10 protein-coding genes are annotated in these 15,753 nt (G+C 52.1%); 5 read left to right on the top strand and 5 right to left on the bottom strand.

What is annotated here, in order from left to right; translation table 11 throughout:
• Window positions 1–13: 13 nt before the first annotated feature.
• From BM202_RS08180 to BM202_RS08200, 5 genes are read right to left on the bottom strand one after another with little or no spacing between them, the layout of a single operon-like run.
• Window positions 14–1,516, bottom strand: a complete 1,503-nt coding sequence (locus tag BM202_RS08180) for a DUF4384 domain-containing protein (protein ID WP_143100655.1) — start codon at window positions 1,514–1,516, stop codon at window positions 14–16.
• Window positions 1,517–1,535: 19 nt separating this feature from the next.
• Complete coding sequence (locus BM202_RS08185; RefSeq protein ID WP_093824791.1) at window positions 1,536–3,041, bottom strand: C1 family peptidase; 1,506 nt, start codon at window positions 3,039–3,041, stop codon at window positions 1,536–1,538.
• A gap of 13 nt (window positions 3,042–3,054) precedes the next feature.
• Complete coding sequence (locus BM202_RS08190) at window positions 3,055–3,600, bottom strand: hypothetical protein (RefSeq protein WP_093824793.1); 546 nt, start codon at window positions 3,598–3,600, stop codon at window positions 3,055–3,057.
• Between the two features lie 16 nt (window positions 3,601–3,616).
• Window positions 3,617–4,231, bottom strand: a complete 615-nt coding sequence (locus BM202_RS08195; RefSeq protein ID WP_093824795.1) for a hypothetical protein — start codon at window positions 4,229–4,231, stop codon at window positions 3,617–3,619.
• 13 nt (window positions 4,232–4,244) lie between these two features.
• A complete protein-coding gene (locus BM202_RS08200) occupies window positions 4,245–5,411 on the bottom strand; it encodes a caspase family protein (RefSeq protein ID WP_177236532.1) in 1,167 nt (388 codons plus the stop codon).
• Window positions 5,412–5,639: 228 nt separating this feature from the next.
• On the opposite strand from BM202_RS08200, the gene BM202_RS08205 reads away from it, so the two are divergent.
• From BM202_RS08205 to treY, 5 genes are all read left to right on the top strand, one after another.
• Window positions 5,640–7,412 carry a PKD domain-containing protein gene (locus BM202_RS08205; protein WP_177236533.1) on the top strand — a complete coding sequence of 591 codons (1,773 nt, stop codon included), beginning with the start codon at window positions 5,640–5,642 and terminating at the stop codon, window positions 7,410–7,412.
• Between the two features lie 10 nt (window positions 7,413–7,422).
• A complete protein-coding gene (locus BM202_RS08210; protein WP_143100657.1) occupies window positions 7,423–8,454 on the top strand; it encodes a hypothetical protein in 1,032 nt (343 codons plus the stop codon).
• Window positions 8,455–8,477: 23 nt separating this feature from the next.
• Window positions 8,478–9,173, top strand: a complete 696-nt coding sequence (locus BM202_RS08215) for a hypothetical protein (RefSeq protein WP_093824803.1) — start codon at window positions 8,478–8,480, stop codon at window positions 9,171–9,173.
• A 532-nt stretch (window positions 9,174–9,705) separates the two neighbouring features.
• Window positions 9,706–11,493 (top strand): malto-oligosyltrehalose trehalohydrolase, encoded by a 1,788-nt coding sequence (gene treZ / locus BM202_RS08220; protein ID WP_317039687.1) that lies wholly within the window; start codon window positions 9,706–9,708, stop codon window positions 11,491–11,493.
• Window positions 11,435–15,724, top strand: a complete 4,290-nt coding sequence (gene treY / locus BM202_RS08225; RefSeq protein ID WP_093824805.1) for a malto-oligosyltrehalose synthase — start codon at window positions 11,435–11,437, stop codon at window positions 15,722–15,724. Before treZ ends, treY begins: the two co-directional genes overlap by 59 nt.
• The last annotated feature ends 29 nt before the right edge of the window (window positions 15,725–15,753 follow it).

Here is a 15,753-nt window from a genome sequence, read left to right on the forward strand (position 1 = left end):
AAATATGGCATGTCTATTTCAATTTCTGGGTTGTCGTCAGCGTGAGCCAGGTTTCGGCCCGACGAATGTTGGCCGCATCGCCAGCCCGACGGTTTTTCTGGTTGATCGTTGGGATATCGTCTGTAATGAACGCAAAGCCCGCTTCCTGGTGCAGGGTTAGTGCCGGGAAGGGTCGTGTGGCTGCGTTGAGTTGCAGCACCTCCGTGCCAAACGGTTCGGTAACGGTGAAAAACTTCTGGATTTTGACGTAGCGGTTTACGTTCAGCGAATCAACATAGTAGTTATCATCGAGCAGCACATGCTGACCGTCAGCGGTGTGATAGATAAAGCGCAGGTAGCAGGGTTTCGCGGCCCGAACGTAAAGTTTAAGGGAATCTCCCTCCGTAAACGTTAGCCGACCATTGCCCCGGTTGGTCAGAACCGATACCTCAAAATCGCTTCTGATGCTGTCCTTTTGCAGGGCTTTCTGCATCGCCACCGCCTGCCCTAAATTGTCGGGTCGCAGCGGTGCTTTCAGTGCCAGTGCTTCGGCCAGCGGTACGTGCTGAACGGGTATGGACGTACTTTTCTTCGTTTGCAGATCGGTCCAACTGAGTTGCAGGGCCAGCTGGTCATTTTCATCGGTAAAGGAGCCTTCGATACGTATCGACGCGGGGTCTACAGGCGGTGTCCGGGCACCGGCGGGCAAATCGGCAGGTGGGGGCAAAACGGTCAGGCCGGGTTGTTCCCGCAGTCGCACGACCAGAAAATTATTCAACACCTTCGAGAATTGACTGCACAGTCCCGTTTTGGCGTAGGTAAACTTTTCGACCCGTATGGGCCGCCCTTTGGGCAAACCACTCTTCATTGCCAGATCAACCAGCGTGGCCAGGGTTTGATGAAAGGTTTTCGGATTGCCTGGGCTTGTCACCGTAACGGCGGCATTTTTATCCGGCAACGGCTTTGGTGACGTAGCCGTCTCTGGTATTTCCGTAATGCCGATAATGCGAAAATCGCTGAAATAACGGCCTTTATCAACGAAGCCAACCCGGAATTCGAGCCGGTGGCTGGTCGATTGAAGCTCGCGATCCATAAACCGACCTTTAACGTTTTTGGTCACGTAGGCGTTGACAAACAGGTTACCCGAGGTCGTCTTCTGAATGGGCGAAAACGTAATTTCCTTTGTATTCAGTCGAGTGGTGATACCACTTTTAGGGAACCAGATAATGTGATTGACCGCGTAGCGATCGGCCGGTAGATCATTGCCACTACGTCGACTTGGTTCAATGTCATTGAACACCAATACCTCGGGTTGCCGGAACACTTTTTTGAACTCCCCAACGTAGTAGGTTTTCCGTTCGTCAAGGTCTTCGTCGGGGTTTCCAATGGCGTTCAGCCCATCCGAATACCGCTCCAAAAGCTGGATCACCTCCTCATTCGCAGCCTGTTCACGCTCTTTGGGAAATAGCTGCGCACAGGCGGATGGCATAGCCAGTCCGTGTAACAGGAGTATCGGTATGAGACGCACTGGGTGCATGAAGAAGACAATTTGTTGGTTATCGATGCGTAATTTCAACCATGAGCGGCACTACGCTCCCCTTAGCCTGGGCATTGACGGCAAAACCCACGTCGTCGGGTGTATAGCTGATATATCTGGCGGGCATTAGCTCGTTGCCGAGAGCTGCCCGGATTTTAGCGCTTAGCCCACCGCTGGTCTGACTCATCTTAGCCAGTAACGTGCTGGCGTCGAGCGGTTTCTGTGAATATAAAATTAACAGATAATCTTTGCCGGGGTTATTATCCATCCGAATCGCTCCGCTTTCGGAGGGGAACGCCACCGTATTATTTTTCCCCAATAGCGGACTGACATCGTCGCTGGCAGGCAGAATCTTATGTACTTCTCCGCTTAGATCGGTGGCAAAGGCATATACATAGGCCGGAAAGGCGTTATTGACCAGCATCCGGAATCGCGTCCCCGACGAATACGCATTTTTCATGCGGTAGGCCACTAGATCCTCCCCAGGGGCCGGGCTGGGAGAGGGTTCGGCCTTTTTTGTTCCCCCATTATCAACCTCCAGGTTACGGAGCAGGAGCCGACCCGCTGGCATGACCATATTGTCGATCGTTTGAAAGGATACTTTGCCTTGTAACGCTACGGGTCCAACCGGTTCGACAGTGCTTTCGGTGGCAGCCGCAGACTGGCCTTTGGGTGTTGGATACACCTGAATCGCAAACAGGACGTAGTTCGCCCAGTCGGCGTATTTAACCCAGCAGAACCCCCGGTCGCCCCATTTGCTGCCCCAACTGTTCAGCACCCGGAATGCCCCATCTTTCAATTTTTTGTCATCGTAGCCCACTACCACCATCATATTTTTGTCCATGCTGTCGGCAGGCTTTTCGGCAGGAGCGGGTTCCCAAACGCCCTTCTTCCCAAGGTTATAAAAAGAAGGCGGACAATAGGCGGCCATCAGCACCGGAAACCCCTCGGAGAGTGCTTTCTTGACCGTTTGAATTTTAACATAGGCGTTCGTTTCATCCGCCTTGAACAAGGTCTGGTAATCGGCAATCCGGTAGTTGGCAGCCTCGTCGTCGGCGTTGGTAGAGATTTTGATCCCACATTGATACGGCACCGTTTTCAACGTAGCAACGCCCTTTTCCTTGACCAGATCGAGCGCATCAAACGCGTTGATCTTACTTTTGCAGTCCATCCCACTTTCGTACTTCAACTGCTCATAAATGTAGGAAGGCGAAAACACCATCTGGGTAATCTGCTGGGTATTAGTGATGCCGCCCTGAATCGCGGCTATCATGGTGCGCATATGGTAGCTGGTGGCAAAGGCTACCCCCGTCATGTAAGCGCCCTGGTCGCCGGTGGTGGGTGCGTACTGTTCGAACGAGACGCTGGCGGGCAGATTGGCATAATCCCCTTTAATGAGCAAAGGTTTCGACGCTTGTTTCGTTACCTTTTTTGGGTCGTAATCAAGCCCGCTCCCTCGGGGCTGGGCGTGCAGGCAGTACGTTAGCAACAACAGGCTTAGGAGCAACAACGGATTGATTTTCATAGCTTTTTGGATGTTAGCGTTCCTGGACAGCCAGGATATAAATCTGCCAGAAGTCGTCTGCGGGTTTCGCAGCGAAGGGTTGTTTAACAAATGACTCGCGGCTGGCAATAGGCTCGCCCTTGAAGGTGAAGTCCCTCACATCGTGGTACACCTGGTTGTCGGCAAAGAACTTTTTATCAACACCCTGTTCGAAATTACTGTAATGGTTCAGCGTCGTACGGTCAAATGCGTAGTGGTGCCGTTGGGTCTGGCAACGCTGGGCGAAATCGTCCAGACTTAATTTTACCTGTTCGCCCTTACGCGGTATGACGACAATGTAGCCCGATTCAGAGAATAGCGATTTCCACTGGCCTACCGTGGTCTCTACCGGCGGCCGCTTTCCCGCTTTCCCGCTCAGCCGATTGGCCGAACTGACCACCAGCTGTACCTTTTTATAAATGTCCAGACTCCGTGGGTCGGTTGCTACCTGGGCCGGTCGATGGCAGGCTTCATTAAAGAGCGCTAAAGCAGGTAGGATCATGTAAAACAGGCGATTCATGGCATGTACTTCCTTGTCCATTTGTGAGATACTAATCTTACTTGGTTTCGGCCAGCCGGATGTCGCCCAGGCGAAGTGTCCAGCGGTGATTGGCATAGAATTCATCCATCAGGTCGGTTAACAGCACCGTCACGTTTTTGGCCTGTTTGTCCTTATACCGGAGTCGACCTTTGGCATCCAATCCTTCAAACTGCTGAAAGATCGTGGCTTGTGCTACGTAGTTGCCATTCGCGCTTTTCTGATAATCCCGAATGTAAGCCACATCATAATAGGTGATATTTACCTTCTTGTAGGGCAGGGCCTTGAGCCGGAAAAAGTACTGGCGTACAGGCAGGCGCGTTACGCGAACGACCTTACCATTCACGACCCTGGAGACTTCAATGGTAGCCGTATCGATAAATAGTTTCTCCGCGTTTTTAATGGCCAGATCACGTAGCGTTTCGTTCTGTTCTTTATCGCCTACGGTGCTGATATAATTTTCGAGTTCATTGACTTTCTGGCTGGCCAGCATTTTGAATGAAGCCAATTCCGCGTTGCTCAACGTTGTTTTCTCATCGACAACCTCTAGATTTTTGGTACGTACCTGCGCCCAGCCGACTAAACTTCCGGAAAACAGGCTACTATAAAACAGGACTAAGGCAAAGCGAAGCATGGCTGAGTGGGTATTAATTCCAGATTTCCTGAATGGTGACGACCGCGTACCGACTTTCATCCGAATTACGCTGAGATCGGTTCTCGATCAGATTAATTGTTCGTATACGGTTTGCATTAATGCATAATCGCTCGATTACCTGCGAAATGGGCTGCACGTCGACAAGTGTCTGATCGATATAAATTGTCACGCGCGCCTGAGGATCGAAGTACCGATAAGCCTCCTGGAGTCGCTTGAGCCGGGTGGTCGCTGGCACCTGTTCATCGGCCAGATCGTTCAGGTAGTGATTGATAACGTCGATGGCGAGCGGTGGGGGCTTTGCCGCAGAACTCATTGGCTGCATCGCTGGCCGGACCGGCTGATTCACCGGAGCGATTGCTGTGGTAGCCTGTGATGCCGTCGTGGTTGCCGTCGGCTCTGTCGCAATCAGGTTGAGCTGGTACAAGGGTGTCTGACGGCCGCGTGGCCCAACGAATGTCATGACCCGGTTTTGGGCGTCGGCCAGCACTTCACGCCAGTTAGCCGTATTATTGTAATGGACGGCACAGTCGAGGGCGGTCTTAAACGCCTGGGTGTAGTAGCTGCCGTCGGTGGCATCGGCATAGGAACACTCCCCCCGGCTACAACTGGCGACCAATACGTCACCCCGTGCCTGCTGGAATAGGGCTCCATATTGCGACACGATCGTTTTCTGGTCTTCGACCACCAGATTTCTGACCAGGACTGATCGGGGACGGGCGATGTTATTGCAGCAATCGCCAATGGTCAGACAGAAGCGGGCCTGCTTACTACTTAATTGAGCGTGGAGCTGATCGAGCGCTAACGTCGGGCCGCTCATTTTTAACAGCGGCCAATTGCTCAAGCGGTCGGTGGTGGTGTAGCCATGCCCCGTATAGTAGGTCAGTACTACGTCATCGGGTCCGGGCTTCAACGCTTGTAGATACGTCGTCAGCGCGGCCTGACTGAATTGATTATCCTGTAGAATCGTCAGGTGAACCGTATACTGAATGGCCGCACCAATCGTGTTAATCTGCGCCTGCATGGTGCGGATGTCTGCCGCACACCCTGAGCCAATAAAATCATCGTTGGTATCTGCCAGGATAAGCGCGTGGAGTGTCTGTCCGGTTGCATAACCAGACCCACAAAAAAACAGGAACAGCCAGGTGAAAAGTCGATGCATAAGAAGGCGGTTTATCGTTGAGCGGGCTTGATATACCAAAAATAGCATTCCCCTTCCGACGGTACAGGGATTTTCAATTAAGCGGAAGTATTTGATTCCGCATTTATTTAACGGTTAGCGGTCTACTGCATAACTCTCTAAATTTAACCATTTAATTAGAACCCAATGGTTTACCCTTATATGAGTAAAGCTAGTCTGGAAAAATTAGCGTACAGTTTTCGTTGCACCATGGTCAGAGATACACACAGCTACCTATATATACTCGGCTTACTGTTTCTGACAGGTTGCCAGTGGAATCTTGATAAGGGGGCTTTCGACCAGCCCTGTGCAAAGCCTTCGGCTGCCATACTGGTGACCACCAATCAGCTAAGTGTTACGTTGAGTTTGTCTGACAAAGCGGGCGATGTTGAAACCGCTTCCTGGGATGCTGGTGACAAAACGGCGGTTCAAACAGGCGAGACCGTTGTTCATAGTTACACGGCCGCGGGCACATACACCGTTAAACTGACCCTTACCAACCGCTGTGGCGATCAGTTTGACGTTTCTCAATCCATTACCGTCGATCAGCAAATACCGCCCCAGGTCGAAACCCTGGACCCGGCCAGTATCTCGACGAATAAGGCCACACTGGGTATACGTTTTACGAGCCTGGGACGTAGCATGACCATAACAGAGTTTGGTTACTGTTATTCGGACACCAAATCCGTACCGACGATTGCCGATAACCTCCGGCGGATCGATACGACACGAACCATAAACGCGGTCGTCAACACGCCTTTTGCGGTTGTTCAGGGTGGGCTGGGGTCTGGGAAAGTTTACTACGTTCGGGCTTACTGTAAAACCGATAAAACGGACCCGCAATACGGGGCTCCCAAAAGCTTCACGACTACGCAGCCAGTCGCTGTTGCACCGGTGGTCGTGACGGGGGGCTCGGCGTCAATCACCACGACCAGTGCCGTGCTGAAAATGACGCTTCAATCCTATACGCCCCCCTTGTACCGAATTGGCGTGGTGTATGGCAAGACCGCTACGCTCGATCCCGCGAAGGACAAGATCATGTTCATTCAGCAGACGAACCCTGCCCTTCAGGAGTATTCGTTCACAACCACTAGTAAAGATACCGACCCCGTCAATTATGCTACTCCGCTGGAGCCCAACACTACGTATTACTACCAGGCGTTCGGGGTTACCCAGCAGGTGAATAATGTTCCTGGTACGGAGAAGTCAGCCACAGGCGCCGTAAGCAGTTTCAAGACAGCTCCCCTGGCGGCCGTTGCGCCGGTGGTCGTGACGGGTGGCTCCGAATCGATCACCAGCAACAGCGCCGTACTGAAAATGACGCTTCAGTCGTATACGCCCCCTTTATACCGGATTGGCATAGTATACGGAAAGACCGCCACGCTCGATCCGGCGAAGGATAAGATCATGTTTATTCAGCAGACCAATCCCGCGCTTCAGGAGTATTCGTTCACGACGACCAATAAGGACACCGACCCGATTAATTACGCTACGCCTTTAGAAGCCAACACGACGTATTACTACCAGGCGTTTGGCGTTACTCAGCAGGTGAATAATGTTCCCGGCACAGAAAAGTCAGCCACCGGCGCCGTAAGCAGCTTTAAAACGGGGGCGGCAGCGACTGTGGCTGTAGCGCCAGTGGTCTTAACGGGCGCCAGTTTGTCGATTACCAAAACCAGCGCCGTACTGAAAATGACGCTCCAGTCATTCACTACGCCCCTGTACCGGGTTGGTGTGGTGTATGGAAAGACCCCGGTGCTTGATCCGGGAAAGGATAAGATCATGTTTATTCAGCAGACCAACCCGGCCCTTCAGGAATATACGTTCACGACCACGGACAGAAGCACCGATCCAGTCAACTATGCCACTCCACTGGAACCCAACACTACGTATTACTATCAGGCCTTCGGCGCTACCCAGCAAGTGAATAATGTGTCTGCGGTAGGTGCCGGGAGAACCCTGAGTTTTAAGACAGCTCCCTAATAAATTTATCATGCGTCCTCTTCACTTTACTCTTCTTTTCCTTATCTCTCTTACCACTTCGGCTCAGGTACGTGTCAGCAACGTGCGGGTTTCGCTCAACGCCGAAGGAATGCTGGTTACGCAGTATGATGTGCAGGGAATTGCCACAGAAGATTCCGTTTATATGGCCGTAAACGGACTGAAATCGGGTCGGCTAACACCGATTAGCCTTACGGGGGACCTGGGCCGTAAGGTGGGTGCCGGTACCGATAAAGCCATTTACTGGAACATTGTAAAAGACGCTTACAAAATCAATGAAGATGTCGTCGTTACGGTATTAATTAAACTAGCCCGGGGCCGACTGCCCCAATCGGCTCCCACAGCCGGGGCGTCGGGCAGGGCGCGCGCGGGTAGCCCGGTCGCCATCGCACAAACAGATCCAGAACCTGCCGCTGTAGCCCCCGTCCAATCCACCCCACTCAGTAAGCCCGCATCGGAGACAATCGCGGGTTCAACCAAGACCGTTGAAACCAAGAATCTTGATGTAGACCCCGCGCCGACGAAAGAACCGTCCGCCCGCGTGGCTGCGGCCAGACAGGCTACCTCCTCTAACACGAGTGTGGTGAAAAAAGGCGGTGGGCCAGCCAATGCACTGCTGTCGGCACTAGCGCCTGGTATTGGTAATATTTTCGTTCAGCCTGATCATAAAATCGGCATCCGGCCAGCGGTCACCGTAGTGTATGCAGGGTTGTTGATCTATGGCCTTACGCAACGTAGTCAGTCGCAAAAGGATTACAACGAATACAAAGCGCTGCCCCGCTTCACCGAGCAAGGTATCGCCGATGCCGCGTATACCAAAGCTAACAACGCCAACCATACGGCCATTGTGTGCACCGCTGGCGCAGTAGCTATCTGGGCGATTGACGTAACGGCGACTCTGCTGCGAGGGTTGCAGAATCAGCGTTCCGGCGGTGTGAGTAGTCGATGGACTCCGCCCCGCACGCAGGTCAGTATAGCGGCCGTTGGAACGACGCCTGTAGTCGCCATCAGACATAAATTTTGACAAACCCTGTCTCAGTTCAACTTATGAAAATATCCTGTTTTATAGGCGCCATCTTACTAAGCTTGTCGACAGCACGAGCACAGGGAACCGTCTCCGCGAAAAGTGTAGCCGTACGGATCAATACCTTACCACTCTTTGAGGCTAAAACGCCAGGCAGGACCGCCAATCCTGAAGCGGCTAAAGGACGAATTATCTGGCGTGAAACCTTCGTTGACAACCAGCGCGGCTGGAAAACCGGTAAAACCAAGACAGGTACGTTTACGCTGACATCCGGTGGTTACCAGATTCAGACAGAAAAAAAAGAGATCGACGCGGCCAGTCTGGTGACAACCCCGATGGACCTGAATGGGAGTGATTTTACGTTGGAGTCGACGATAGAAAGTACCGGCGACAATCCGCCCAGCGCGGGTATCATGGTAGGAGGAGAAGTCGATCAGTACTACGTCTTCCAGATAAATAATTTCTCTAAGTTCATTGTTCAGTACGTACAGGATAAGAAACCCATCAATCCTGAAGATTTTGTGTTCAATCAGTTTATCGATAAGAATATCAATAAATTGAAGATTACAAAAACGGGAGGCATCATTGACTTTTATATCAATGATGAAAAAATTCAAACCCGTCGGGTCCAGCCCCTGGCCAGTCAGCAGATTGGGTTGATCGGAGCAGGCCGCAACGCTACGTTCAAGCATGTACTGTTGATCGGCTCGTCGAAATAATCCAGCGACTCAGTAATCCAATTACCGGCTGGAACAGAGTAGCCACGGCTATAATCCCGATAAGCCATCTTGTAGAAAGCCTTCGCCTGTGAAAATTTGGCCAGCCAGGGGATCAAATCAGCTGGTGTAGTGCCCTCTTCCTTACTTTCTAAATTGGAACCATCCAATTAACGTTTTAAATCAGCGGCCAAAAACTTGATCGCTGATCTGGGGACCTCATGTCCAGAAATGAGGACTCATTGCCTGAATAAGCTGTTTTTATGGCCGTTGCCTTATTACACCTGCTCATCAGTAAGCGCAGCTAACCCCGTACGAGTTCTTACCGCATACATCGATGATCCTTTCGGCTCTGTCGAAGGGACGAAAATGGGGTTCTGTTGTATACACGTTACGAATACTATGTTGAATCAAGTAGACAAGCGGTCGCTTGGGGTAAGCTTTCCGTCAGCTCATCAGGCCCAGGTGGAGGTGTGGGCTCCGCTGGCTAAACACCTGGCGTAACGAAATTTATGGGCAACCAACCGCCATCCCCCTGAAAAGCGCCGAATCAGGGTACTGGCATCTCACTACGGACCAGCTCAGGCCGGGTGATCTGTATACGTATCTAGTGAATGGTGAGCAGGATTTCCCTGACCCAACCTCACTTTGCCAGCCACAGGGCGTACATGGACCATCACAAGCCATTGATACGTCTTCTTTTTACTGGGAAGATCAGTGCTGGGTGAATCCCCCCCTGGAAAATTACCTGCTTTATGAACTTCATACGGGCACGTTCACTCCGGAGGGCACATTTCAGTCGCTGGAAAGCAAACTGGATTATCTGAAAGCCCTGGGCGTGAATGCCATTGAAATTATGCCTATTGCTCAGTTTTCGGACTCGCGTAACTGGGGTTACGATGGGGTGTATACCTATGCCGCGCAAAGCTCGTATGGGGGAGCGAGTGCGCTGCAACACCTGATTAATACCTGCCACTATAAAGGGATTGCCGTCGTACTCGATGTCGTGTATAATCACTTTGGACCCGAAGGAAATTACCTGGGCGAGTTTGGACCATACCTGACGGATAAGTATTGTACACCCTGGGGGAAGGCGGTCAATTTCGATGATGCCTTGTGCGATGGGGTCAGGCGTTACGTCATTGAAAATGCGCTGATGTGGTTTCGGGATTTTCACGTAGACGCCCTGCGCCTGGATGCGGTTCATGCGATCAAGGACTTTAGTCCGGTTCATATTCTGCAGGAGCTTCGGGCCGACGTCGATCGGTTAATGGCCGTTACCGGACGGCGTCATTATTTACTGGTTGAAAGTGATCTGAATGATCCTCGCTTCATTAATCCACTGTCTCATGAAGGCTACGGGATGGATTCTCAGTGGATGGATGAGTTTCATCATGCCCTGCGGGTTGCGATAGGGGAAGCAAAAATCGGGTATTATGCCGATTTTAATGGAATTGCCCATCTGGCCAAAGCATACCAGGATGGCTATGTTTATGATGGGCAATATTCAGAAGTTCGCCAGAAGGTATTCGGTCGGAAAGCCGGGAATAACCCTGGAGAGCAGTTTATTGTCTTTTCCCAGAATCACGATCAGGTCGGCAACCGTAAGCTGGGCGAGCGGTCGAGTACCCTGTATAGCTACGAGGCCCTCAAATTACTGGCGGGAGCGGTGCTGATCAGCCCCTACATTCCGCTGTTGTTCATGGGTGAGGAATGGGCAGAAACCAACCCGTTTTTTTACTTCGTGAGTCATTCCGAGCCCGAATTAGTCGAATCCGTTCAGCAGGGGCGAATGGCAGAGTTTGCCGCTTTTCATTCGGGCGGGGAGGTCCCTGACCCACAGAGTGATGAGACGTATGAACAAGCCAAACTGCAATGGAACCTGCTGGAAGAGGAACCGCATCGGGTCTTGCTCCGATACTACCAGACCCTGATAGCGCTACGTCAGCAGCTACCGGCGCTGTATCATCTGGACCGCCGGAAACTGGCCGTTTTCTGCCATCAGGAACAGGAAACCCTGATTGTACACCGCTGGTATGAGAATCAGCAGGTGCTTTGTCTGATGAATTTTTCCAAACAATCTCAAACAATATACATTCCTACTGTCGGAGAAGCCAATACGCCCTGGCAGAAATTACTCGACTCGGCGGACCCGGAATGGCAGTTGCCAGACGAATCGCAGCCTGGTTCAGCCCCTGAATCGGTATCCGGTTCCGAAGCTGTGCTATGTCAACCCGAATCGATTATTATTTACGCACAACACCATGAACAATCCCGTTTCCACCTACCGGCTCCAATTTCACCAAAACTTTACCTTTCGTGATGTCGAACGTATCATTCCCTATCTGGATAAGCTGGGCGTTCGAACGATCTATGCCTCGCCGATTTTCGAGGCCGTACCGGGTAGTGTACATGGCTATGATTCCGTCAATCCACAGCGGATCAATCCCGAAATCGGGACGCTGGCGCAACTAAAAGCTATAAGTCAGCAACTTGCGAAGCTAGGGATCCGCTGGATACAGGACATTGTTCCCAATCATATGGCGTTCCATCCCAATAACCGCTGGCTGATGGATGTGCTGGAGAAAGGCCAACGATCACCGTATGCCTCTTTTTTTGATATAGACTGGACGAGTCCAGTGCATAAAGGGCGTCTGATGGTCCCGTTTCTGGGAGCACCGCTGGCGGAGGTAATTGACCAGGGTGAGCTGACGATGGCCTATCAGGATGGGAAGTTCGTTATCCGCTATTTTGAAACGGCCTATCCGCTGCATCTGCGCTCGTATGCGACCATTCTGACCGCCGATTCCCAGCGCCCTACGGAAGCAGTTCAGACATTGCTTGATCAAATCAACCAGCTTCGAAAACTCCGTAAGCCCGACGCCTACGCCCGGCTAAGTGCTACGTGTCTGGAAACACTGGCCGAACTGATGAAGGAAGCCAAGAGTAAAGCGTATGTCAGGCGTTGTCTGAAAACCGTCAACACAACCACCGCCTGTCTTCATCAGATTGCTGATGAGCAGGAATACCGATTGTGTTATCATGGCGAAACCGATCAGCAGATTAATTTTCGGCGGTTCTTCACGGTCAATTCCCTGATCTGCCTGAATATACAAGACCCCGCCGTTTTTGAGGCCGTTCATCAACTGCCCAAAACGCTGCTCGAAGCCGGGGTTTTTCAGGGGCTTCGGGTCGATCATATCGATGGGCTTTACGACCCGAGCCAGTATCTGGAGCGACTGCGCAAACTGGCGGGCGATGACGCCTATATCGTGGTCGAGAAAATTCTGCAAAACGACGAAGAACTGCCTACGTTCTGGCCGGTTCAGGGGGCAACGGGCTACGCTTACCTGTCGATGGTGAACAACCTCTTCACCCGAACCAGCAGCGAGACCAGCTTTACCCGATTTTACCAGTCGTTGCTGGGCGAGAAAATGGCGGTTCGGCAGGAGTTGTACGATAAGAAAGCCTACATTCTCTACGAGCACATGAATGGCGAGCTGGATAATCTGGTGGCACTTTTTCAGTCGTTAAATCTGATTGATGAGGAGGCATTCGCGAACGTCTCGGCGGACAAACTGAAAGCCGCGATTGGGGAGTTTCTGATTCAGTGTCCCGTGTACCGGTACTATGGCAATCAGATGCCGTTGAGTCAGCCGGAAATCACCGCCGTGGAGGCCATTTTTGCCCGAATCCGGAAGAGCACTAAAGAACTAACCGCTGCGGTTGATGTGCTCGAAGAAGTCTTATTCAAGAAACCACAGATGGGTGAGAGTGACTACAACGAGCGGGCGTTACGCTTCTATCAGCGTTGTATGCAGTTTACGGGGCCGCTGATGGCCAAGGGCGTTGAAGATACGCTCATGTACACCTATAACCGCTTTATCGGGCATGATGAAGTGGGCGACTCCCCCGACTATTTTGGCCTGACCGCCGACGAGTTTCATCAGAAAATGATTGATCGTCAGGTGCATTGGCCATTGGCCCTCAACGCTACGTCGACGCACGATACCAAACGGGGCGAAGATGTACGAAGCCGTCTGAATGTACTCACCGACCTAACGGATGAGTGGATTGCCAGTGTACGGGAGTGGCAAACGCTCAATCAGCCGCTTAAAGAAACGGATGCCGGCAATGCCGATTTGCCCGATGAAGGTGCGCCTGACTCAAACGACGAGTACTTTATTTATCAGACGCTGGTGGGGGCTTACCCGATGCCCGCCACCGCATCGGCTTCTGCCTCGGAAGACATCAATGCGCCCAGTGTGGAGGAGGCCGCTTTTCCGGATCGCCTGACGGAGTACCTCGAAAAAGCGATGCGGGAAGCCAAGCGAAACTCAACCTACGGGGCACCGAATGAAGCCTACGAAGGCGCAACCAAAGCGTTTGCGCTCCAGTTGCTGGACAAGAAACGTCCTTTCTGGGCCAGTTTTCGGGCGTTTTCCCAGCGAATAGCCGATTTTGGTATCATCAATTCACTGGCACAGGTGCTGCTCAAATGCACCTGTCCGGGTGTGCCCGATATTTACCAGGGCTGCGAAGGCTGGGACCTTAGTCTGGTTGACCCCGACAATCGGCGTCCTGTGGATTTTGCGCTACGTCAGGAAGGACTGGATGAGCTGACCGCCGACAATGCAGCGCCAGACTGGACTGATTTGTGGGAAAATCGGTACGATGCCCGCATCAAACTCTGGCTGATTCATACGCTGCTGACTGAACGCAATAAACATCCGGACCTTTTTGCCAAAGGTCACTACGTTCCGTTGCAAGTGGAGGGACGTTATAAAAAGCATGTACTGGCTTTCGCCCGACGGTATGAGCAGGTCTGGTACGTAATTGCCGTACCGCTGGGCGTTGCTCAATTGTGCAGTCAGCAAACCGATGATGTGTTTTCGATCGACTGGAAGGATACACGCATTAGTCTGCCCATCGAAGCCCCCGAGACATGGCAGAATCGATTGCTGAACAGCGATGGCAAGGTCGAAAACGGGATTGCCGTTGCTGAGTTGTTCAACGTCCTGCCGTTGGCGGTACTCAAAATGGAGAAGCAACCCCATGAACGTAGCGCCGGTATCCTGATGCCGGTAACGTCGCTTCCGTCGCCCTTTGGCATTGGCGATTTTGGCCCGGAAGCCTTTGCTTTTGCGGATTTTTTGAGCCGGAGCAGGCAAACCTACTGGCAGGTGTTGCCGCTTAATACAATAGCCGCCGACTGTGGCTATTCGCCCTACAGTGCGACGTCGAGCATGGCGGGTAACCCGCTGTTGATCAGCCCCGCCCTGCTGGTGCAGGAAGGTTTCCTGGACGCGGCAGACTTGGTCGATTATCAGCAGCCACTCACACAAAAGATTGATTATGATACCGTTACTAAAGTAAAAGAAGCGCTACTGACAAAGGCCTACCAAACGTTTCGAGCGAACCAATCAGACCGGCAGACTGAGGAATTTAATGCGTTTCGTGAGCAGGAAGCGTATTGGCTGGATGATTTTACCCTGTTCGCCGTGTTGAAACAACAGTACAATAACCAGCCCTGGCACAAGTGGCCCGAAGCTTATAAGCTGCGACAGGCCAACGCGTTAACGACGCTTCGAAATGAACAGCAGGAAGCCATCCGACAGGTGCAATGGTTTCAGTTTGTGTTTGATAACCAGTGGGAAACGCTGAAAACCTACTGCAATACCCAGGGGATTCAGTTATTCGGTGATTTGCCTTTTTACGTGAACTATGATTCAGTGGATGTATGGGCGCATCCCCATTTGTTTAAGCTGGATGAAGAAGGGGCGATGACGCACGTAGCCGGTGTGCCTCCCGACTATTTCAATGCCGATGGCCAACGGTGGGGCATGCCCATTTTTCGGTGGGATATACTCCAGAAACAGGAGTATGACTGGTGGGTAAGGCGACTTCGGAAAAACCAGGAACGGTATGATCTGCTACGTCTGGATCATTTCAGGGCTTTTGCCAGCTACTGGGAAGTCCACGCCGACGAACACACGGCCAAAAACGGTGAATGGAAACCAGGGCCGGGGGCTGACTTTTTCCGGACGATACAGAATGAGCTGGGTGAGTTGCCGTTCGTGGCCGAAGATCTGGGTAAAATTGGTCCGGATGTGTATGCCCTGCGGGATGAGTTTGGCTTGCCGGGTATGAAGGTAATTCAGTTCGGTTTTGGTAAGGACATGCCCCAAACGGTAAATACGCTGCATCATCATACGCCCAATTCGATTGCCTATACCGGTACGCATGATAACAACACCAGCCGTGGCTGGTATCGGCAGGATACGAAAAAAGAACAGATTCGCCAGCTGGAACGCTACGTTGGTCATTCCGTTTCGGAGGACGATGTGCACCGGGTTCTGGCCCGATTGGCTTACGCATCCGTAGCGAATACCGTGATTTTGCCCTTGCCCGACGTACTGGGACTGGATGAATCGGCCCGGATGAATACCCCGGCTTCAGCGGCCAGCAACTGGACCTGGCGGGTATTGCCCGAACAACTTAATCCGGCTGTCGAGGAACAACTTCGCGAATGGACGACTGTCTACGATCGGTAACTGCCGGATTTACAACCTGTATATATGAC

This window comes from Spirosoma endophyticum, assembly GCF_900112365.1.
GTDB lineage: Bacteria > Bacteroidota > Bacteroidia > Cytophagales > Spirosomataceae > Spirosoma > Spirosoma endophyticum.